The sequence below is a fragment of the Streptomyces puniciscabiei genome, assembly GCF_006715785.1.
Lineage (GTDB): Bacteria > Actinomycetota > Actinomycetes > Streptomycetales > Streptomycetaceae > Streptomyces > Streptomyces puniciscabiei.
Genome location: NZ_VFNX01000001.1, coordinates 5,314,891 through 5,336,325 on the forward strand (window position 1 = coordinate 5,314,891; position 21,435 = coordinate 5,336,325).

14 protein-coding genes, 1 tRNA gene and 1 pseudogene are annotated in these 21,435 nt (G+C 70.5%); 6 read left to right on the forward strand and 10 right to left on the reverse strand.

All coding sequences use genetic code 11. The features are described from left to right. Nucleotides 1-11 precede the first annotated feature (11 nt). The 4 genes from FB563_RS24575 (at nt 12) to pyk (ending at nt 5,340) form a co-directional block, all read left to right on the forward strand. Nucleotides 12-842 carry an SDR family oxidoreductase gene (locus tag FB563_RS24575; protein ID WP_055703663.1) on the forward strand — a complete coding sequence of 277 codons (831 nt, stop codon included), beginning with the start codon at nt 12-14 and terminating at the stop codon, nt 840-842. 145 nt (nt 843-987) lie between these two features. Then, nucleotides 988-2,364, forward strand: a complete 1,377-nt coding sequence (locus tag FB563_RS24580) for a pyridoxal phosphate-dependent decarboxylase family protein (protein WP_055703664.1) — start codon at nt 988-990, stop codon at nt 2,362-2,364. Further along, nucleotides 2,361-3,773: a lysine N(6)-hydroxylase/L-ornithine N(5)-oxygenase family protein gene (locus tag FB563_RS24585; protein WP_055703665.1), complete on the forward strand. Its 1,413-nt coding sequence runs from the start codon at nt 2,361-2,363 to the stop codon at nt 3,771-3,773. The genes FB563_RS24580 and FB563_RS24585 overlap by 4 nt, the downstream gene beginning before the upstream one ends. A gap of 130 nt (nt 3,774-3,903) precedes the next feature. After that, nucleotides 3,904-5,340, forward strand: coding sequence for a pyruvate kinase (gene pyk, locus FB563_RS24590; protein ID WP_055703666.1), 1,437 nt, complete (start codon nt 3,904-3,906; stop codon nt 5,338-5,340). Nucleotides 5,341-5,352: 12 nt separating this feature from the next. On the opposite strand, the gene FB563_RS24595 is transcribed toward pyk, so the two are convergent. Both FB563_RS24595 and FB563_RS24600 read right to left on the reverse strand, forming a co-directional pair. Then, complete coding sequence (locus FB563_RS24595) at nt 5,353-6,129, reverse strand: helix-turn-helix domain-containing protein (protein ID WP_055703667.1); 777 nt, start codon at nt 6,127-6,129, stop codon at nt 5,353-5,355. A gap of 105 nt (nt 6,130-6,234) precedes the next feature. Continuing rightward, nucleotides 6,235-6,308 (reverse strand) — tRNA-Leu (locus FB563_RS24600). Between the two features lie 101 nt (nt 6,309-6,409). Between FB563_RS24600 and FB563_RS24605 the strand changes: the two genes are divergently transcribed. Beyond that, nucleotides 6,410-7,066: an ANTAR domain-containing response regulator gene (locus FB563_RS24605; protein WP_055703668.1), complete on the forward strand. Its 657-nt coding sequence runs from the start codon at nt 6,410-6,412 to the stop codon at nt 7,064-7,066. Nucleotides 7,067-7,121: 55 nt separating this feature from the next. On the opposite strand, the gene FB563_RS24610 is transcribed toward FB563_RS24605, so the two are convergent. From FB563_RS24610 to FB563_RS24640, 7 genes are all read right to left on the reverse strand, one after another. Next, entirely contained in the window at nt 7,122-7,838 is a 717-nt protein-coding gene (locus FB563_RS24610) for an ABC transporter ATP-binding protein (RefSeq protein WP_055703669.1), read from the reverse strand. Next, a complete protein-coding gene (locus FB563_RS24615; protein WP_055703670.1) occupies nt 7,835-8,770 on the reverse strand; it encodes an ABC transporter ATP-binding protein in 936 nt (311 codons plus the stop codon). Before FB563_RS24615 ends, FB563_RS24610 begins: the two co-directional genes overlap by 4 nt. A gap of 6 nt (nt 8,771-8,776) precedes the next feature. Continuing rightward, nucleotides 8,777-10,576 (reverse strand): branched-chain amino acid ABC transporter permease, encoded by a 1,800-nt coding sequence (locus FB563_RS24620; RefSeq protein WP_425281736.1) that lies wholly within the window; start codon nt 10,574-10,576, stop codon nt 8,777-8,779. Continuing rightward, a complete protein-coding gene (locus FB563_RS24625; RefSeq protein ID WP_055703671.1) occupies nt 10,573-11,511 on the reverse strand; it encodes a branched-chain amino acid ABC transporter permease in 939 nt (312 codons plus the stop codon). Before FB563_RS24625 ends, FB563_RS24620 begins: the two co-directional genes overlap by 4 nt. Nucleotides 11,512-11,620: 109 nt before the next feature. Continuing rightward, complete coding sequence (locus FB563_RS24630) at nt 11,621-12,844, reverse strand: branched-chain amino acid ABC transporter substrate-binding protein (protein ID WP_234357548.1); 1,224 nt, start codon at nt 12,842-12,844, stop codon at nt 11,621-11,623. A 732-nt stretch (nt 12,845-13,576) separates the two neighbouring features. Next, on the reverse strand, nt 13,577-14,068 hold the full coding sequence (locus FB563_RS24635; protein WP_055703672.1) for a hotdog fold thioesterase: 492 nt from the start codon (nt 14,066-14,068) through the stop codon (nt 13,577-13,579). A gap of 61 nt (nt 14,069-14,129) precedes the next feature. Further along, the gene (locus FB563_RS24640) at nt 14,130-16,442 is read right to left on the reverse strand and encodes an FdhF/YdeP family oxidoreductase (protein ID WP_055703673.1); all 2,313 of its coding nucleotides are present in this window, start codon (nt 16,440-16,442) and stop codon (nt 14,130-14,132) included. Nucleotides 16,443-16,624: 182 nt separating this feature from the next. Between FB563_RS24640 and polA the strand changes: the two genes are divergently transcribed. After that, nucleotides 16,625-19,351, forward strand: a complete 2,727-nt coding sequence (polA, locus tag FB563_RS24645; RefSeq protein WP_142218910.1) for a DNA polymerase I — start codon at nt 16,625-16,627, stop codon at nt 19,349-19,351. Between the two features lie 913 nt (nt 19,352-20,264). On the opposite strand, the pseudogene FB563_RS24655 reads toward polA, so the two are convergent. Beyond that, nucleotides 20,265-21,151, reverse strand: a pseudogene (locus tag FB563_RS24655) (DUF4184 family protein). Nucleotides 21,152-21,435: the final 284 nt, after the last annotated feature.

Here is a 21,435-nt window from a genome sequence, read left to right on the forward strand (position 1 = left end):
AGGCAGTTTCCGTGATCGTAGTGACCGGCGCGACCGGCAATGTCGGCCGTGCCCTCGTCGACCGTCTCCTCGCCGCGGGCAGGCCCGTGCGGGCGCTCACCCGTGACCCGCAACGGGCCGCCCTGCCCGGCGCCGCCGAGGTGGTCCGGTTCCAACCGGACGACCCCGCAGGCCTGTTCGGCGGGGCGACGGCCCTCTTCCTCTACGCCCAGGCCACCACGCCCGAGCTGCTCGCGGCGGCCCGCGCCCACGGCGTACGGCACGTCGTGCTGCTCTCCAGCGGCATCATCCAGGAGGGCGCCGACGAGACCCACCCCATCCACATCATGCACGCCACCGCCGAACGGCAGATCCGTGACAGCGGGCTCGACTGGACCTTCCTGCGCCCGAACGCCTTCGCCACCAACGCCCTGCAGTGGGTGCCGCAGATCCGCGCCGGCAACGCCGTCCGGGGCGTCTTCGCGGACGGGCTCTCCGCGCCCATCCACGAGGACGACATCGCGGCGGTCGCCGAGCGGGTCCTGCTCGACGGCGGACACGAGGGTGCCGCGCACCGGCTGACCGGCCCCGAGGCGATCAGCAACGCCGGCCAGCTCGCGGCGATCGGCGAGGCCGTCGGCAGGGAGCTGACCTTCGTCGAGACCGACCCCCGCGAGGCGGGCCCGGAACTGTTCCCGCACGTCCCGCCGCCCCTGCTGGAGCGGCTGCTGCAGACCTTCCAGGAGACGGTCGGCGTGCCGCCGGAGATCACCGACACGGTGCACAAGCTCACCGGCACCCCGGCGCGCACGTTCGCCGAGTGGGCGCGGGATCACGCCGAGGACTTCGGCGCAAAGGCCTGAACGCTCCGCTTCCGCCGTACCCCCTTTCGGGTTCCGATCGTTGAACTTTCAGGACACACGGGGCTCTTCCCGTACAACCTGGAAGCCCACGGCCCCGTGAACGCCGGAAGCGCGAGGGCCGGGTCCACGAGCGGAGGGACAGCCGATGAGCGGTGCAGAACCTCTGCGCACCCCACCCCTCGCCTCGGGCCCGCACGGCCCCGGGACCCTGCGCCCTCTGCTCGACACCGTCCTCGACGCGCTCGCGGCCGGTGCCCGGGCACGCGGCGGGCCGTTCCCCGGCGGGGGCCCGGAGGCCGTGGCCGCGCGCGTCGCCGGCGTGCTCGGCGACGCGCTGCCGGAGCAAGGCGACCCCGGTGCTCTGGGCGCCCTGGTGCACGCCCTGGCCGAGGGCGCCGCCGACCCCGCCGACCCGCTGTGCGCGGCCCATCTGCACTGCCCACCGCTCGCCGTGGCCACCGCCGCCGACCTCGCCGTCAGCACCCTCAACCCGTCCCTGGACTCCTGGGACCAGGCCCCGGCCGCCTCCGCCCTGGAGGCCGCGGTCACTCGCGCCCTCGCCCGCACCGCCCGTCTCGCCGACGCCCTCGTCACCACCGGCGGCACCGAGTCCAACCAGCTCGCCCTGCTGCTCGCCCGCGAGGCGCACGGCGGCAGTGTCCGGCTGGTCTGCGGAGCCAACGCCCACCACTCGCTGCCGCGCGCCGCCTGGCTGCTCGGCCTGCCCGACCCGGTCGTCGTCCCGGCCCCCGGCGGCACCCTCGACCTCGCCGCCCTCGACGAAGCCCTCACCACGCTCTCCGGCCCGCTGCTGGTCGCCGCCACCGCCGGCACCACCGACGCCGGCCTCATCGACCCGCTGCCCGAGATCGCCGGCCTGTGCGCCGCACACGGCGCCCGACTGCACATCGACGCCGCCTACGGCGGCGGCCTGCTGTTCAGCGACCGGCACCGCGACAAGCTCGCCGGGCTGGAAGCCGCCCTCACCGTCACCCTCGACCTGCACAAGCTCGGCTGGCAGCCGGTCCCCGCAGGCCTCCTCGCCGTCGCCCGCCCCGGCGAACTCGCCGTACTCCACCAGCACGCCGACTATCTGAACGCCGACGACGACACCGAGGCCGGACTGCCCGACCTGCTCGACCGCTCCCTGCGCACCACCCGCCGCCCCGACATCCTCAAGATCGCGGTCACCCTGAAGACCCTCGGCCGCACCGGACTCGGTGCCCTGGTCGACCAGGTCTGCGCACGGGCGGGCGAGTTCGCCGCGCTGGTCGAGGAGCACCCCGGCTTCGAGCTGTACGACCGGCCCGTCATCAGCACCGTCCTCTTCCGGCCCGCGGGCGCCGCCGACGCCACCGTCGCCGCCGTACGCCGCAGGCTGCTGCACGAGGGCCGGGCCGTCCTCGGGCGCGCCCGGCCGGACGGCCGCCTCTGGCTCAAGGCCACCCTCCTCAACCCCCACATCCGGCTGGACGACCTGGTCCAGCTCCTGAAACTCGCAGAAGAAGGCACCCTCGCATGACCAACCCCCCACGCCACGAGCCCGCCTCCCCCCGTGACCTGGTCGGCGTCGGCATCGGCCCGTGCAACCTCTCGCTGGCCGCCCTCGCCCACCCGCTCGCCGAACTCGACGCCGTCTTCTACGAACAGCGCCCCGGCTTCGACTGGCACCCCGGCCTGCTCATCGAGGGCGCCACCATCCAAGTGCCCTTCCTCGCCGACCTGGTGACCCTCGCCGACCCGACCAGCCCATGGAGCTTCCTGAACTACCTCAGGACCCGCGAGCGGCTCTTCCCCTTCTACTTCGCCGAGCGTTTCCACATCGAGCGCGCCGAATACGACGCCTACTGCCGCTGGGTCGCCCAGAGCCTGCCCGGACTGCGCTTCCGCCACCAGGTCGACGCGGTCCGCTGGAACCCCGAACGGGACGTGTTCGAGGTCGACTTCACCCAGCTCGACGCCGAGGGCGAGGCCGAGGCACTGGGCCGCACCTACAGCCGCAACGTCGTCCTGGGCATCGGCACCGTGCCCCATGTGCCCGACCCGCTCAAGCCGCTGGTGGACGCCCCGGGCGTGCCGGTCGTCCACGCCGCCGACTACCTGGACCACCGCACCGAGATCCTGGCCGCCGAGCACGTCACCGTCGTCGGCTCCGGACAGTCCGGCGCCGAGGTCTTCCTCGACCTGCTCCGGCACCGCCCCGCCGGACGGGAGAAGCTGCACTGGATCGGCCGCACCGAGGCGTTCGCCCCGATGGAGTACTCCAAGCTCGGCCTGGAGCACTTCACCCCCGACTACACCCGCTACTTCCACGCCCTCGCCGAGCCCGTCCGGGACCGGCTGGTCACCGCGCAGTGGCAGCTGCACAAGGGCATCGACGCCGGCACCCTCGCCGCCATCCACGACGAGCTGTACCGGCGCACCCTGCACGGCGGCTGGCCCGACGCCGTCCTCACCCCCGGCGTCCGGGTCCGCACCGCCGGCCGCATCGCCAACACCAAGGTCGAGCTGCACCTGGAACACCTCCAGCAGGACAGCCGCTCCCGGCTCACCACCGACGCGGTCGTCCTCGCCACCGGATACCGCGAGCGTCCGCTCGACCGCGTCCTCGCCGGGCTCGACCCGTACCTGCGCCGCGACAGCAGCGAACGCCTACGCGTCGACGAGGAGTTCAAGCTCGTCCTCGACCCGTCCGTGACCGGCTCGGTGTACGTCCAGAACGCCGAACTGCACACCCACGGCGTGGGCGCACCCGACCTCGGCCTCGCCGCCTGGCGCAGCGCCACCATTCTCAATTCGCTCACCGGAAAGGATCTTTATCCGCCTGCCCCCCGCACCGCCTTCACCACCTTCGGCCTCCAGGAGGACCGGCACCGAGTGCCACCGTCCCGGCATCCACAGCACCTCACCCCCCTGGTCGAGGAAAGGTGACCAGGGAAATTCGCTCATCGGAGCGAGTGGTCGCACAATTCAACACTTGTCAATGACGCTTCACTCAAAGGTTGTTGAGTGGTCATGTGGGGCCGATTCTCTACCCGCGGGTAAGGCCTAGGCTCGAGATATGCGCCGAGCAAAGATCGTCTGCACTCTGGGGCCCGCCACCGACTCGTACGACCAGATCAAGGCACTGGTCGACGCCGGAATGGACGTGGCCCGATTCAATCTCAGCCACGGCACCCACGCCGAACACGAGGAGCGATACCGGCGAGTGCGCAAGGCGGCCGACGAAACCGGCCGCAGCGTCGGAATTCTCGCCGACCTTCAAGGCCCGAAGATCCGCCTCGGCCGATTCACCGAAGGCCCCGTACTCCTTGAACGCGGCGACACCTTCACCATCACCGTCGAGGAGGGCGTCGAGGGCGACCGCCACCAGTGCGGCACCACCCACGCCGGCCTCGCCGCCGACGTCACCCCCGGTGAGCGCGTCCTCGTCGACGACGGCAGGGTCTGCCTGGAGGTCACCGCCGTCGACGGCCCGCGCGTGCGCACCCGCGTGATCGAGGGCGGCATGATCTCCGACCACAAGGGCCTGAACCTCCCCGGCGTCGCCGTCTCCGTCCCCGCTCTGTCCGAGAAGGACGAGGAGGACCTTCGCTGGGCGCTGCGCACCGGCTTCGACGTCATCGCGCTCTCCTTCGTCCGCAGCGGCGACGACGCCAGGGGCGTGCACCGGATCATGGCCGAGGAGGGCCGGCGCCTCCCGGTGATCGCCAAGATCGAGAAACCGCAGGCCGTGGCGAACCTGGTCGACATCGTGGCCGCCTTCGACGGGCTCATGGTCGCCCGCGGCGACCTGGGCGTGGAGATGCCTCTGGAGCAGGTGCCGATCGTGCAGAAGCGCGCGGTCAAGCTCGCCAAGCGCAATGCCAAGCCGGTCATCGTCGCCACCCAGATGCTCGACTCGATGGTCGACAACTCCCGGCCCACCCGCGCCGAGGCCTCCGACGTGGCCAACGCGGTGCTCGACGGCGCGGACGCGGTCATGCTCTCCGGCGAGACCAGCGTCGGCAAATACCCCGTCGAGACCGTACGCACCATGGCCAGGATCGTCGCGGCAGCAGAGGAGGACATGCTGGCCAAGGGCCTGCCGCCGCTGACGGAGAGCAACAAGCCCCGCACCCAGGGCGGCGCGGTCGCCAGGGCGGCGGCGGAGATGGGCGACTTCCTCGGCGCGAAGTTCCTGGTCGCCTTCACCCAGTCGGGAGACACCGCCCGCCGCCTCTCCCGCTACCGCTCCCCGATCCCCCTCCTGGCCTTCACCCCCGAGCCCGCCACCCGCTCCCAGCTCAGCCTCACCTGGGGCGCCGAGACATTCCTCGGTCCGCACGTCGACTCCACCGACGCCATGGTCGACCAGGTGGACGAACTCCTCCTGAAGTACGGCCGCTGCGAAAAGGGCGACATCGTGGTGATCACGGCGGGCTCCCCGCCCGGCGTCTCCGGCTCGACCAACATGGTCAGGGTGCATCACATCGGCGAGGACGACAGCCCGAAGTAGGCGGGGCGAGGGTCAGTACTTCGGGCCGACGTGGGCGTCCATGAGGGCTACGGAGGCTTTGCGGGCGATGGAGATGGTCACGGCCGCGCGGCTCTGGTTGAGCGGCTTCCACTCGACACCGACCTTGTCGAGGGCGTCGGTGAAGAGGCGCACGATGTCGGTCGAGGTGTTGGTGAAGAAGTAGCGCGGGTATTCGTACCGCTTGCTCTCACCGGCCACCACGCGGGTCGTCCAGTTAATGATGCGGCAGCCGTCGGAGTGGATGAGGCCGCGGATGAACTCCCAGGGGTGGGCGTCGACGATGGCTTGCTGCCAGGGTTCGAGGACGATGGGGCGGTCGTGCTTTTTGCCGGGGCCGTGTTGAGGGAAGAAGCAGGGCCAGTGTGCGTTGTAGCCGACCACGGACGTGTATCCGACAGCCTGTACTCGGTATGCCTTCTTACTGGGGCTGACAGCTTCGACTGCGGAAGCGCACGCCTCGATGAGGCCGGGCCATGAGTCGGCGCACGCGATACGGAGGTAGTAGCCCGACTTCGGGGCGGGGCTGATGCAGCCATCGCCCAGATAGAGCCCGAGGAGGTAGCTGTACGACGCCTTGTCCTCGGGCGGTTCTCCCAACGGCCCGCACAACGAGCACGGGGTCTGGCACATGCGGGGCAGCGGTTCGATCCGCGTCTGCCACGAGCGGATGGCGGCCCGAGATACGCCCATTTTCTTGCTGACGGCATTCAGGCTTCGGCCCTGCGCAACGAGCGCGAGGGCTCGCTTGCGCGTGCTGATGTCGTACATGTGGACACCATCTGAGAGTGGCCCAGGCGACACGCAGCAAAAAGCGGAGAATCACGCGAGCGTGATCCTCCGCTTGCATGGGCGACCTTAGAATCCAAGGAAAAGTGCCCCGGGTGGGACTCGAACCCACACTGAATACCTTTTGAGGGTATCGTCTCTGCCGATTGGACTACCGGAGCCCCTGCGAATCGAAGATTTCCCCCGACCCGCTGCCCGTCCACCATACCGCAGCTAGGTAGGCTCTTGTCAGCAGTACCCCTGCCTGGAACGAGGAGCCCCCGTGACCGCCGAGTCGCCCCAGCCCGTAGACGCGCCCGACGACGACAAGTCGCACGTGCCTCCGCTGACGACCCGTGTCGTCATCGCCGAGGACGAGGCCCTGATCCGGCTCGACCTCAAAGAGATGCTGGAGGAGGAGGGGTACACCGTCGTCGGCGAGGCGGGGGACGGTGAGCAGGCCGTCGAGCTGGCCCGCGAGCACCGGCCGGACCTGGTCATCCTGGACGTGAAGATGCCCAAGCTGGACGGCATCTCCGCGGCCGAGAAGATCGCCGAGGAGTCCATCGCGCCGGTCCTGATGCTCACCGCCTTCTCGCAGCGCGACCTCGTCGAGCGTGCCCGGGACGCCGGTGCCATGGCGTACCTGGTCAAGCCGTTCAGCAAGAGCGATGTCGTCCCGGCCATCGAGATGGCCGTCTCCCGCTTCACCGAGCTGAAGCAGCTGGAGAGCGAGGTCGCCGACCTCACCCAGCGCCTGGAGACCCGCAAGCTGGTGGACCGCGCGAAGTCCATCCTCCAGACCGAGTACGGCCTGACCGAGCCGGCCGCGTTCCGCTGGATCCAGAAGACGTCCATGGACCGCCGGATGTCGATGCAGCAGGTCGCGGAGGCGGTCATCGCGGACAACCAGGAGAAGAAGGCGGCCAAGAAGGGCTGACCTACGCCGGCCCGCGCCCCGGAGAAGGGGGCGCGGGCCGGCGTCGTCGTACGGGTCAGTCCTCGCCGAGGTAGGCCTTGCGGACGGACTCGTCGTGCAGCAGGTCCTGCCCCGTGCCGGAGAGGACGATGTTGCCGACCTCCATGACGTGGCCGTGGTCGGCGAGGGAGAGCGCCGCCTGGGCGTTCTGCTCGACCAGCAGGATCGTGGTGCCCTGGGACTTCAGCTCGGCGATCGTCGCCATGATCTTCTGCATCATGATCGGCGACAGGCCCATCGACGGCTCGTCCAGCATCAGCAGCTTCGGCCGGGACATCAGCGCCCTGCCCATCGCCAGCATCTGCTGCTCACCGCCGGAGAGGGTGCCCGCGGCCTGCTTGCGCCGCTCGCCCAGGATGGGGAAGAGGTCGTAGGCGCGCTGGATGTCCTTCTCGATGCCCTCCTTGTCCTTGCGGAGGAAGGCGCCGAGCTGGAGGTTCTCGGCGATGGTCAGGCGCGGGAAGATGTGCCGGCCCTCGGGGGAGTGGGCGAGTCCGAGGGCGACGATCTTGTGCGCCGGTACGCCGGTGAGCGGCTTGCCGTCGAAGGCGATCTTTCCCGACGTGGGTTTGAGCAGGCCGGACAGGGTGCGCAGCGTCGTCGTCTTGCCGGCGCCGTTGGTGCCGATGAGGGTGACGACCTGGCCGGCCTCGACGCTGAACGAGATGCCCTTGACGGCCTCGATCTTGCCGTAGGCGACCCTGAGGTCCTCGACCTCCAGCAGTGCGGTCACTGGGCCTCTCCCTTGGTGGTGCTGGTGCTCTCCGCGCTTTCGGCCGGTTCGGTGGCGGTGGCGGAGTCCGTGGCGGCTTCCGCTGCCTCGGCTTCCGCGGCGTCGACCTCGGCTGCCTCGGCTTCCGCGGCCTCGACCTCGGCAGCCTCCGCCTCGCCCGGGTCGCCCTCGAAGGGCTCACCCAGATAGGCGGCGACGACCCGCTCGTCGGCCTGTACGACGTCGGACGTGCCCTCGACGAGCTTCTCGCCCTGGACGAGCACGGCGACCCGGTCGCACAGGTTGAAGATGAAGCGCATGTCGTGCTCGATGACGAGGACGGCGATGCCCTTGTCGCGGATGGCGAAGACCAGTTCCTCGGTGGACCGGGTCTCCTGCGGGTTCATGCCGGCCGTCGGCTCGTCGAGCAGCAGCAGGCCCGGCTCGCTGGCCAGTGCCCGGGCGATCTCCAGCTTGCGCTGCTCGCCGTAGGGCAGGTTGCGCGCGAGGTGGTCGCGCTTGGCGGCGAGGCCGACGAACTCGAGGAGTTCCATGGCCTTCGCCTCGGACTCCTTTTCGGCCTTGCGGAACCCGGGGCCGCGCAGCAGCGCGGACCACAGGCCCTCCTTGGTCCGCGTGTGGCGGCCCACGAGGACGTTCTCCAGCACGGTCATGTTGGCGAACAGCCGGATGTTCTGGAAGGTGCGGGCGATGCCCGCCTGGGTCACCAGGTGCGGCTTGGGCGGCAGCACCTTGCCCTGGTAGGCGACCGTGCCCTCGGTGGGGACGTACAGGCCGGTGAGGCAGTTGAAGAAGGTCGTCTTGCCGGCGCCGTTCGGGCCGATGAGGCCGACGATCTCGCCGCTGTTGACCGTGAAGTCGACGGACCGGACGGCGGTCAGACCGCCGAAGCGCATCGTGACGTCACGGGCTTCGAGTACAGGTGTCGTCATGGTCGCTCACGCCCCTGCCTTGCTGACGGCCGCCTCGTCGGTCAGCGTCTTCTGTTCCGGTACGTCGAGTTGGCCGGTCTCGTGGAACTCCAGCTGGCGGCGGCGGTTGGCGATGATGCCCTCGGGCCGGAAGCGCATCAGCAGGATCAGCGCGAGGCCGAAGGCGAACAGCTCGTAGTTCTGCAGGAACTGGAGCTTCTCCGGGACCAGGTAGAGGACGCTGGCACCGAGCAGCGGGCCGCTGACGGTGCCCATGCCGCCGAGGACGACGGCGGCCAGGAGGAAGGCCGAGTTGGGCGGGGCGGCACCGGCGAACTGGTACGGCTGCGGGTTGACGCTGTAGTTGACGTGCGCCATCACGGTGCCGGCGAGGCCCGCGAGGGAGGCGCCGAGCGCGAAGGCGATGAGCTTGACCCGGAAGCCGTTGATCCCCATGGCGGTGGCGGCGGTCTCGTCCTCGCGGATGGCGATCCAGGAGCGGCCGATGCGGGAGTCGGCGGCGCGGGTGAAGACGAGCACGACGATCGCCGTGATGAGGAGCATCAGGAAGAGGTAGTTGGCGAAGCGGCCGAGGGTGAACCCGCCGACGTCGTGGGCGTCACCGAGGTTGAACCCGAAGATCTTGATGTCGGGGATCTGGGTGATGCCGTTGGGGCCGCGCGTGACGTTCGGTCCGGAGGTGCCGTCCAGGCTGTTGACGGTGATGCGGAAGATCTCTCCGAATCCGAGGGTGACGATGGCCAGGTAGTCGCCGCGCAGCCGCAGCGTGGGACCGCCGATCAGGACGCCGAACACCAGCGAGGCGGCCATGCCCGTGAGGGCGGCGGCCCAGAAGGGGAAGTGGACGTTGTACGGGGAGTATTCGGACCCCGAGACCAGGGCGGCCGCGTAGGCGCCGACGCCGAGGAAGGCGACGTAACCGAGGTCGAGCAGTCCGGTGAGACCGACGACGATGTTCAGGCCGAGGGCGACGGTGGCGAAGATGAGGATGTTGACGCCGATGTTGGCGTTGTGGTCGTCGCTCTGGGTGAACGGGAAGATCACGGCGGCGAGGAAGGCGAGCGTGGTGGCGAAGCCCTTGTGGCGGGCGGACATCGTCGCGAACCGGTCGAGGAGGCCGGCGTGGACCAGGCCCCAGGCGCCGAAGACGAGGACGAGCAGGAAGCCGATGAAGGTCTCGCTGTCGTCGTCGTTGATGCCGATGCCGTAGGTGAAGACCACCAGGGCGAGAGCGGTGCCGACGGTGATGGCGACACGCTCGGCGAGCGGCGAGAGGGTGCCGGGCCGGGGCTGGTCGGGCTTGGTGAGGTAGCCCCGCAGGCCCGTGCCGGGCGCCGGGTGGGGCAGCGCGAGGGCGCCGACGACGGGCAGCGCGGAGGCCGCCATCGCCACGAAGGCACCGGGTTCCAGGTTCACCAGGCCGCCGAGGTCGACGGCGATGGCGATACCCGTGAACCAGCAGACGGCGAACGCCGAGAGGGCGATGAGGAGGACCGGGCTGGTGGCCTTGCCCGGGTTCAGCGGTCCCAGCCCTCGTACGTTCCACAGGGTGAGCCCGTACAGCAGGGTGAGGGCGCCGGCCACGAGGGCGATGACCTGCAGGCCCGCCGGGTAGCCGTAGATCGTCAGATCGCCGGGGAAGTCGGGGGTCCAGGTCCAGCTGAGGAAGGTGCTGGCGATGGTGCCGACCGCGCCGGCCGCGATGAGCAGGCGGGCGGCGACCGGGGGCAGCGGGACGGGCCCGCGCGCGGCCGGTTCCGGCGTCGTGGCGGTGGTCTCGGTGGTGGTGTCGGTCATGCTGCTCACGCCCTGTCCGCGACGCGTTCGCCGAGCAGGCCCTGTGGCCTGATGAGGAGTACGAGGATGAGGAGGACGAAGGCCCACACGGCTGCCCAGCCCTGGCCGCCGAGCTGGTGCATGCCCGGGATGTCGGCGATGTAGGCGGTGGCCATGGCCTCGGCGAGGCCGAGGACGAGGCCGCCGAGCATGGCCCCGTAGATGTTGCCGATGCCGCCGAGGACGGCCGCGGTGAACGCCTTCAGACCGGCGAGGAAGCCCATGTCGTAGGAGACCGAGCCGTACTTGAGGCCGTAGGAGACACCGGCGACGGCCGCGAAGAAGCCGCCGATGGCGAAGGCGATGACGATGATGCGGTTGGTGTCGATGCCCATCAGCTGGGCGGTGTCCGGGTCCTGGGCGGTGGCCTGCATGGCGCGGCCGGTGCGGGAGAGCCGGACGAAGAAGGCGAGGACCGCCATGCACACCGGGGCGGCGATGATCAGGAAGACGTCACCGCTCTGCACGGTCACGGAGCCGAGGTGCAGGGGCCCGAACGGCAACTGCGGGAAGACCCGGGCGGACTTGGCGTCGCCGCCGACGTGGTACCAGTTGAAGACCGCCTGCTGCAGGGCGAGCGACAGGCCGATCGCGGTGATCAGCGGCGCGAGGCGTGGCGCGCCGCGCAGTGGACGGTAGGCGAAACGTTCCGCGCCGACGGCGATGAGCACGGCGACCAGTGCACCGCCGATCAGCATCGCCGGCAGGGCTATCCACATGGATATGCCGTCCGGCAGGACGAGGTAGACCGTGAGGGCGCCGAAGCCTCCGGTCATGAAGATCTCGCCGTGGGCGAAGTTGATGAGCTGGACGATGCCGTACACCATCGTGTAGCCGATGGCGATCAGCCCGTACATCGAGCCGAGGAACAGCCCGTTGGCCAGCTGCTGCGGCAGGGTGTTCACCGCATGGCCTCCATGTGGTGGGGAGAGTCAAGGGGGCGGTAGAAGGCGGGCCGCGCGGTGACGGTGGTCTGCGCCGCGCGGCCCTGGTGAGGCGGTGTGCTCCGGTGGCTTACTTCGGGCTGGCCGTTCCGCTCTTGACGGACTTCCACTCGCCGTTCTTGACCTGGTAGACGGTCAGCTGCTTGTTCGTGGTGTCGCCGTACTCGTCGAACGAGATCTTGCCGGAGATGCCGTCGAAGGAGGTCTTCTGGACGGCGTCGACGATCTGGGCGCGGGCGTCGGACGGAATCTTGCCGTCCTTCACGACCTGGCCGACGGCCTTGATGATGGCGGTGGCGGCGTCGTAGGCGTAGGAGCCGTAGGTGCCGTAGTCACCGGGGTACTTCTTGGCCTTGTAGGTGGCCACGAAGTCCTTGGCGGCCGGCAGGGTGTCGACCGGGACGCCGATGGAGGTGACCAGGTCGCCCTCGGCGGCCTTGCCGGCGGTCTTGATGTAGGTCGGGGTGAACATGCCGTCACCGCCGAACAGCGGGATCTTGGCGCCGGCGTCCTTGAGCTGCTTGGTCAGCACCTCGGACTCGTCGTACTGGCCGCCGTAGTAGAGCAGGTCCGCACCCGAGTTCTTGATCTTGGTGACCAGGGTGGAGAAGTCACGGTCGCCGGTGTTGACGTGGTCGGTGCCGATGACCTTGCCGCCCTGCTTGGTGAACTGCTGGGTGAAGATCTTGGAGAGGCCCGCGCCGTAGGTCTGCTTGTCGTCGACGACGAACGCCTTCTTCGCGTGGACGCCGTTGTAGGCGTAGTCCGCCGCGTAGGCGCCCTGCAGGGCGTCGGTGGTGGCGGTGCGGAAGTAGGTCTTGAACGGGCGGGACTTGCTGGTCTGCCAGTTCTTGCCCTGGGTGAGCTCGGGGTTGGTGTTGGACGGGGAGATCTCCACCAGGTTGGCGGTGGCGAAGACCTGCTGCATCTGCGTGGCCACACCGGAGTTGAGCGGGCCGACGACGCCGAGCACGCTCTTGTCGGAGACGAGCTGGGTGGCGTTCTGCTGGCCGGTGGCGGGAATCGCCTTGTCGTCCAGCGCTTTGATCTTGAAGGTGACGCCCGGGACCGTCTTGTTCTTGTTGGCATCGTCGACGGCGATCTGCGCGCCGTACTGAATACCCAGGCCCGTCGCGGAGTTCTGGCCGGTCAGCGGAGCGTCGACGCCGATCGTGACGGTCACGTTGCCGCTGTCGCCGCCCTTGCTGTCGTTGTTGCGGGAGCCGCAAGCGGTGAGAGTCAGAGCTCCGGTGGTCAGCACGGAGGTAAGAATCACCAGAGAACGCTGTCGCACTATCGATCCTTTCCGCAGGCACGTTCCACCCCTTGCGGGGGAAGGAGGATGCCGCGCCGGTACCGAACTCCCTATGGAGCGGTGACTGGCCGTGACTCTAAGCGTGTGTGAGGAACGTGGAGGAGTGCTTGACCAAGGCTGTGACGCTCTTGTTATGACACGAGGTAATGCAGAGCGGTACAGCGTGGGGGGAAAGCAGGAATTCGGCCCGATTCACCCCGTCCGCATTCTGAGAAGCCGCAGGCCTCGCCTCGATCGGTTCAGGCGTCTCGGGGCTTTTGGTGATTACACAATGCCGTTGCTGCAGGTAACTTCCGGGGGTTGCGTGGGTGTTGTGTATCGGCCGGCTCGGAAGTGAAAGTATGAATGCGTATTGCACGCACATTACGCAGCGTTACGCGCGGGAAAAGAAGGCGCAGCCGGAAGGCGGGGGCGGGGCTTCGGAACTTCCCCGCGTTTCCGCGCCGGCGAGGGAGCCGCGTGACGGGCGTCCGGGCGCGGTGCGCCACGGGTGTTGGGCCATGGGCGGCGCGTGTGGCTGGGCTGCGTGGCGGTCCATCGGACCGCCGACTGGGGAAAGTTGCTGCCGACGGACCGTCAATTCAGCGGGGGACCTTGGTTGTTGATCTTCCGCGTTCGAGGTCCGTGTCCTGCGGCGGGCCGCTACAGGGAGCAGCCCTCTCGCCGGGCACGACGGATCGGCGGGGGTCGGCAGGCCCCCGCCGGTCGCGGTCAGGCGCGGTCGCCCTGGACGTGCGCGGCGTCGTCCTTGTTCACGTCCCGCAGCAGGCAGGTCAGCCGGGCGCTGCACACCCGGCGGCCCTGCTCGTCGCTGATCACGATCTCGTACGTCGCGGTGGACCGGCCCCGGTGCACCGGCGTGGCCACACCGGTCACCAGGCCCGAGCGCACCCCGCGGTGGTGCGTGCAGTTCAGGTCCACGCCCACGGCGATCTTGGAACTGCCGCCGTGCAGCATGGAGCCGACCGAGCCGAGCGTCTCCGCCAGGACCGCGGAGGCGCCGCCGTGCAGCAGGCCGTACGGCTGGGTGTTGCCCTCCACCGGCATGGTCCCGACGACCTTCTCCGCAGAGGCCTCCAGGATCTGCACGCCCATGCGCGTGCCGAGATGCCCGGCCGAGAAGAGTGCGGGCAGGTCGACACCGAGCGCCGCGTACTCGTCGATGACCTCCTGCGGGAATCTCACCTGCTGCTGCTCGCCCATGGGCCCGGCTCCGTTCGTCGTACAGCTGTCCGCTGCGGCTGTCTGCTCGCTGAGCAAACGCTCAGTCGGTCGCCGATTGTTCCAGACGGTCCTCCCCGCCGCGGATGTGACCTTCGAGACGTACGACCACGGACTTGCTGGCCGGGGTGTTGCTGGTGTCGGCGGTGGCGTCGAGCGGGACCAGGACGTTGGTCTCCGGGTAGTACGCCGCCGCGCATCCCCTGGGCGTCGGGTAGTGCACGACCCGGAAACCCGGCGCCCGCCGCTCCACCCCGTCCCTCCACTCGCTCACCAGGTCGACGTACGACCCCTCGGCGAACCCGAGCGCCCGCGCGTCCTCGGGGTTCACCAGCACCACGCGGCGGCCGCCCGTGATGCCCCGGTAGCGGTCGTCCAGGCCGTAGATCGTGGTGTTGTACTGGTCGTGCGAGCGCAGGGTCTGCAGCAGCAGCCGGCCCTCGGGCAGTTCGGGGTACTCCACCGGCGCCGCCGTGAAGTTCGCCTTGCCCGTGGCGGTCGGGAAGCGGCGCTCGTCGCGCGGGGCGTGCGGCAGGGCGAAGCCGCCCGGCCGGGCCACGCGCGCGTTGAAGTCCTCGAAACCGGGGACCACGCGCGCGATGCGGTCACGGATCGCCGCGTAGTCCTTCTCGAACTCCTCCCACGGCACGACGCTGTCCGCGCCGAGCACCCGCCGCGCGAGGCCGCAGATGATCGCGGGCTCCGACTTCAGCCGCGGGCTCGCCGGGGCCAGCCGCCCGCGCGAGGCGTGCACCATGCCCATCGAGTCCTCGACGGTGACGAACTGCTCGCCGCTCGCCTGCAGATCCCGCTCGGTGCGGCCCAGCGTGGGCAGGATCAGCGCCCGCGCGCCCGTGACGACGTGCGAGCGGTTGAGCTTGGTCGACACGTGCACCGTCAGCCGCGCGCGCCGCATCGCGGCCTCGGTGACCTCGGTGTCGGGGGAGGCGGAGACGAAGTTGCCGCCCATGGCGAAGAACACCTTCGCCTCGCCGTCGCGCAGCGCACGGATGGCCCGTACGACGTCGAACCCGTGCTCGCGCGGCGGCGCGAACCCGAACTCCTTCTCCAGCGCGTCCAGGAAAGCGGGCGCGGGCCGCTCGAAGATGCCCATGGTGCGGTCGCCCTGGACGTTGCTGTGTCCGCGCACCGGGCACACGCCCGCGCCCGGCCGGCCGATGTTGCCGCGCAGCAGCAGGAAGTTGACCACCTCACGGATGGTCGGGACGGCGTGCTTGTGCTGGGTGAGGCCCATGGCCCAGCAGACGATGGTGCGTTGCGAGGCGAGCGCCATGCCGAGGGCCTGCTCGATCTCCGCGCGCGTGAGGCCCGTCGCTCTCAGCGTCTCGTCCCAGTCGGCGGCACGGGCGGCCGCGGCGAACTCCTCGAAGCCGTGCGTGTGTTCACGGATGAACTCTTCGTCGACCGCACCCTCGGTCTCGAGGATCAGCTTGTTGAGGAGGCGGAACAGTGCCTGGTCGCCGCCGATGCGGATCTGCAGGAACAGATCGGTGAGGGCGGCGCCCTTCAGCATGCCCTGCGCGGTCTGCGGGTTCTTGAACCGCTCCAGACCGGCCTCGGGCAGCGGATTGACGCTGATGATCCTCGCGCCGTTCGCCTTGGCCTTCTCCAGCGCCGAGAGCATGCGCGGATGGTTCGTCCCCGGGTTCTGCCCCGCGACGATGATCAGGTCCGCCTTGTGGAGGTCCTCCAGCAGGACGCTGCCCTTGCCGATGCCGATGGTCTCGCTCAGGGCCGAACCGGACGACTCGTGGCACATGTTGGAGCAGTCCGGCAGGTTGTTCGTGCCCAGCTCGCGGGCGAACAGCTGATACAGGAACGCGGCCTCGTTGCTGGTGCGGCCGGAGGTGTAGAAGACGGCCTCGTCGGGGGAGGAGAGCGCGGCGATCTCCTCGGCGACGATGTCGAAGGCGCGCTCCCAGCCGACCGGCTCGTAGTGCGTGCCGCCCTCCGGCAGATACATGGGGTGCGTGAGCCGCCCCTGCTGCCCCAGCCAGTAGCCGCTCCTCGTCGCCAGGTCGGCCACGGAGTGCGCGGCGAAGAACTCCGGGGTGACCCGGCGCAGGGTGGCCTCCTCGGCCACCGCCTTCGCGCCGTTCTCGCAGAACTCCGCCTTGTGCCGGTGGTCCGGCTCCGGCCAGGCGCAGCCCGGGCAGTCGAACCCGTCCTTCTGGTTCACCCGCAGCAGCGTCAGCGCCGTGCGCCGCACGCCCATCTGCTGCTGGGCGATGCGCAGCGTGTGCCCGATGGCCGGCAGCCCGGCCGCCGCGTGCTTGGGCTCCGTGACCTGCGGCGCGTCCTGAACCGGATCACCCTTGGGCGGCTTCGTCGCCATCGCACGCTCCCCTTCGACTGCGTGTGAGAAGTACGCTGCCGATCCTCCCACGGCCGACCGACAACGCCCCGGCCGCCTTCTGCGCAGCACCTCTTCATAACCGCCACCCACAGCGCGTGACCGACCAGCGACCCTCGGCAGCCGGGACCGGAGTGTCAGTGCGGCGTGGCAGGATCGGGGACGTGGCAGAGACAGCATCGAAGCAGACCGACAAGACCCCCGGCGGCACCCGTCCCCGGCTGATGCTCATGGACGGGCACTCGCTGGCCTACCGCGCGTTCTTCGCGCTGCCCGCGGAGAACTTCACGACCGCGACCGGCCAGCCGACGAACGCGATCTACGGCTTCGCGTCGATGCTGGCCAACACCCTGCGTGACGAGGCGCCCACGCACTTCGCGGTGGCCTTCGACGTCTCGCGCAAGACCTGGCGCTCCGAGAGGTTCACCGAGTACAAGGCGAACCGCTCCAAGACGCCCGACGAGTTCAAGGGCCAGGTCGAGCTGATCGGCGAGCTCCTCGACGCGATGAACGCCCCGCGCTTCGCCGTGGACGGCTTCGAGGCGGACGACGTCATCGCCACCCTCGCCACCCAGGCCGAGGCCGAGGGCTTCGAGGTGCTGATCGTCACCGGCGACCGCGACTCCTTCCAGCTGGTCACCGACAACATCACCGTGCTCTACCCGACCAAGGGCGTCTCGGAGCTGACCCGGTTCACCCCGGAGAAGGTTTTCGAGAAGTACGGCTTGACGCCCGCCCAGTACCCGGACTTCGCGGCCCTGCGCGGCGACCCGTCCGACAACCTCCCCGGCATCCCCGGCGTCGGCGAGAAGACCGCGGCGAAGTGGATCAACCAGTTCGGCTCCTTCGCCGAGCTGGTCGAGCGCGTCGACGAGGTCAAGGGCAAGGCCGGGCAGAACCTCCGCGACCACCTGGAGTCGGTCAAGCTCAACCGCGTCCTCACGGAGCTGGAGCGCCAGGTCGAGCTGCCCAGGGCGGTCGCCGACCTGGAGCGTGCCGCCTACGACCGCAAGGCCGTCACGCTGGTCCTGGACACCCTGGAGATCCGCAACCCGTCCCTGCGCGAGCGTCTCTTCGCCGTCGACCCCGGCTCCGAGGAGGCCGAGGCCACGCCGATCGCCACCGACGGGGTGGAGCTGGACGGCAAGATCCTGCGCACCGGCGAGCTGGCCCCCTGGCTCGCCGAGCACGGCGCCGGGACCCTGGGCGTCGCCACCGTCGACACCTGGGCGCTGGGCACCGGCTCGGTCGCCGAGGTGGCCCTGGCCGCGGCCGGGGGAGCGGCCGCCTGGTTCGACCCCGCCGAGCTGGACGAGGCCGACGAGAACGCGTTCGCGGCCTGGCTGGCCGACGCCGCCCGCCCCAAGGTGTTCCACAACGCCAAGGGCGCCATGCGCGTCCTCGCCGAGCACGGCTGGTCCGTCGAGGGCGTGACCATGGACACCGCGCTCGCCGCCTACCTCGTCAAGCCCGGCCGCCGCTCCTTCGAACTGGACGCGCTGTCCCTGGAGTACCTGCACCGCGAGCTCGCGCCCGCCGCCGCGGCCGACGGCCAGCTGGCCTTCGGCGCCGACGAGGGCGCCGAGGCCGAGGCCCTGATGATCCAGGCCCGCGCGGTCCTCGACCTGGGCGAGGCCTTCGGAACCCGGCTCGAGGAGGTCGGCGCGGCCGACCTCCTGCGTGACATGGAGCTGCCCACCTCCGCCCTGCTCGCCCGCATGGAGCGGCACGGCATCGCGGCCGACCGCGCGCACCTCGAAACGATGGAGCAGACCTTCGCGGGTGCCGTGCAGCAGGCCGTGAAGGAGGCCCACGCGGCCGCCGGGCACGAGTTCAACCTGGGCTCGCCCAAGCAGCTCCAGGAGGTCCTCTTCGGCGAGCTGGCCCTGCCGAAGACGAAGAAGACCAAGACCGGCTACACCACCGACGCCGACGCCCTGGCCTGGCTCGCCACCCAGACCGACAACGAACTGCCGGTGATCATGCTTCGCCACCGGGAGCAGGCGAAGCTGCGCGTCACCGTAGAGGGCCTGATCAAGACGATCGCGGGCGACGGCCGTATCCACACCACGTTCAACCAGACGGTCGCCGCGACCGGCCGCCTGTCCTCCACGGACCCGAACCTGCAGAACATCCCGGTCCGCACGGACGAGGGCCGCGCGATCCGCCGCGGCTTCGTGGTCGGCGAGGGCTTCGAGTCCCTGATGACCGCCGACTACAGCCAGATCGAGCTGCGCGTGATGGCCCACCTCTCCGAGGACGAGGGCCTGATCCAGGCCTTCACCTCCGGCGAGGACCTGCACACCACGGCCGCCTCGAAGGTGTTCGGCGTCGAGCCCGCCGCGGTGGACGCGGAGATGCGCCGCAAGATCAAGGCGATGTCGTACGGCCTGGCCTACGGCCTCTCCGCCTTCGGCCTGTCCCAGCAGCTGAACATCGAGGCGGCCGAGGCGCGCGCCCTGATGGACGCCTACTTCGAGCGCTTCGGCGGCGTCCGGGACTACCTGCGCCGCGCGGTCGACGAGGCCCGGGCGACGGGCTACACGGCGACGCTCTTCGGGCGCCGCCGCTACCTGCCGGACCTCAACAGCGACAACCGCCAGCGCCGCGAGGCCGCCGAGCGCATGGCCCTCAACGCGCCCATCCAGGGCACGGCCGCCGACATCGTCAAGATCGCCATGCTCAAGGTGGACAACGCCCTGCGGGCGGCGGACCTGAAGTCCCGCATGCTCCTGCAGGTCCACGACGAAATCGTGCTGGAGATCGCCCCCGGCGAGCGGGCGGCCGCCGAGCAGATCGTCCGCAAGGAGATGTCCGACGCGGTCCACCTCCGGGCCCCCCTGGACGTCTCGGTCGGCGTCGGCCCGGACTGGGAGTCGGCGGCGCACTAGCCTGCGGCGCCTGAGCGGGGGGGCGTTGCGACTGGCCTCGATCGCAACGCGCCTGAGCAGGGGCGCTGCGACCGGCCTCGATCGCAACGCCCCCTCCATCGCAACGCCCCCTCCGCCGGCACCCCAACCGCTGTCCATCCCCACGCCGGCACCGATCCCGCCGCACCGGCCCTCAGCCCCACGGCGCGACCCGGCGGTGCCACACTCCCCGCGCGGCCCCCCGACCAACCGCCACCCCCAATCTCCGCCAACCGAAGAGCCCGCCCCCGGACACCGCCGCAACGGCGCTCAGCCCCCGACGGCGCGAACCGGCGGTGCCACACTCCCCGCGCGGCCCCCCGACCAACCGCCACCCCCAATCTCCGCCAACCGAAAAGCCCGCCCCCGGACACCGCCGCAATGGCGCTCACCCCCACGGCGCAACCCGGCGGTGCCAGACCCACCGCACCCACGCCCCCGCCCACCCCACCAGCACAAGACCCCGGCGCTCACACCGGCAAGTCGGCCGAACCCCCGGAGGGACCCGTCACTCACGTGGCCCCCGCCAAAACGCCCCCCACCCCCCACAGCCGCAACACTGCGGGCATGGGTATACGCACGCTTCACCGCCGGACGCCCGAGGCAGACCTCCGGGCCTGGGCGGACGCCGCCGCGGCGCGGGCCGTGCCCGCCTCGCCGGTCCCGGCCCTCGCGGCCGACGCAAGCACCGCCCGCATCCCCGCCGACCTGAGCGCGACCGTCCGCAGGGCCGCCAGGAACCTCCGGCACCGACTCGCCGGCCTGACCGCTCCCGTGGACCACGCCCCCGACTGGCGCCAGTGGGCCGACCTCGCCCGCGGTTACCTCGCCCTCGCGCTCACCGCGATCCCGAGACCGCGCCCCCGGCGTACCCTCACGGTCTTCGTCGCGTCGCTCACCGAGCGGCCGGCCGCCCCCGCCCCGCACCGACCACCCCACCAGGATCAGCGGGATCAGCGGGATCAGCGGAACCGCCCGGAGCCGGGCCCCGACGCCACACCCTGACCCCGACGGCGTACAGCACAAGCCCCAGGACCGGCCCGGCGCCCACCCCGAAGCACACGGCGGGCACCAGATCCCACGGCCGCTCGGGCGCCCCCACGAGCGCCCACCAGCGCGCCGCCCGCTGCACCGCCCCGGCCACCGCACACCCGCCGATCACCGCGCCGGCCCACCACCGGTCCCGCACGGACAGCACGGGCACCCCCACCGGCGCCCCGCCCGGCGTCCGCCGCAGCACACGCACGGCGAACACCGCGATCACGACCGCGCCCGTCACGGACGAGCCGTACTGCAGCAGCGAGAACAGCGGCACACCCGCCACCCGGTCCCGCCCGATGGCCGGAACCAGCCGCGTCCCCCACCGCCCCTGATGCGTGAACGCGTCCCACACCACATGGGTCAGCGCACCCAGCACCGCGGAGAGGTACCACCACACCCCCGTGACGACGCTCGCCCGCGCGCGTGCCGCACCGCAGCGCAGCAGCACGGCCGGCCGCCCCCGCCGGCCCCGGGGCAGCAGCGCGAGCAGCGGTTCGCGGACGAGCAGCCACAGTCCCACCAGTGCCCAGGACATGAGTACGTCGACCGTGAAAACCCGGCGAACGCGTGCGTGACGGCGCCGAATTCCATGCCGCCCGGCAGGACACTCGCCGCATAGAAGGGCATGTCGGGCGCGAAGGATCCCGCGACGAGCACCGCCGGCACGAGCCGGCCGCGGCCGGTCCCGTCCCGGCGGACCGCGGGCAGGACGGCCGCCGCATGGCTGAGCGTGAACGGCAACAGAGCCGCCGACAACGGTTGTCGGCCCTGGCGCCGGGCCGGTGATCAGGTCCGTCCAGTATCCGCCGATCGGGTCCGTCCGGTATGCCGGACCGCCCTCCCGGGGCCTGCGTGCCAACGAGAGTTGGCCAACGGGTGAAAAGCGGGCGGGAACGGGTCCCGACGCAAAGCAAGTTGTCGTAGGGTCACCTGCGGTGTGTCCTGCCCGGCGCGCGGCGGAACGCACGTCGCACGAAGGGAAGGACGTCACAGGGGAAACCAGAACACCGGGTCGACCGTCACAC

Coding starts and splice junctions, on each gene's coding strand:
- FB563_RS24580 (WP_055703664.1), top strand. CDS start 988: ATGAGCGGTGCAGAACCTCTGCGCACCCCACCCCTCGCCTCGGGCCCG.
- FB563_RS24585 (WP_055703665.1), top strand. CDS start 2,361: ATGACCAACCCCCCACGCCACGAGCCCGCCTCCCCCCGTGACCTGGTC.
- pyk (WP_055703666.1), top strand. CDS start 3,904: ATGCGCCGAGCAAAGATCGTCTGCACTCTGGGGCCCGCCACCGACTCG.
- FB563_RS24595 (WP_055703667.1), bottom strand. CDS start 6,129: ATGTACGACATCAGCACGCGCAAGCGAGCCCTCGCGCTCGTTGCGCAG.
- FB563_RS24615 (WP_055703670.1), bottom strand. CDS start 8,770: ATGACGACACCTGTACTCGAAGCCCGTGACGTCACGATGCGCTTCGGC.
- FB563_RS24635 (WP_055703672.1), bottom strand. CDS start 14,068: ATGGGCGAGCAGCAGCAGGTGAGATTCCCGCAGGAGGTCATCGACGAG.
- FB563_RS24640 (WP_055703673.1), bottom strand. CDS start 16,442: ATGGCGACGAAGCCGCCCAAGGGTGATCCGGTTCAGGACGCGCCGCAG.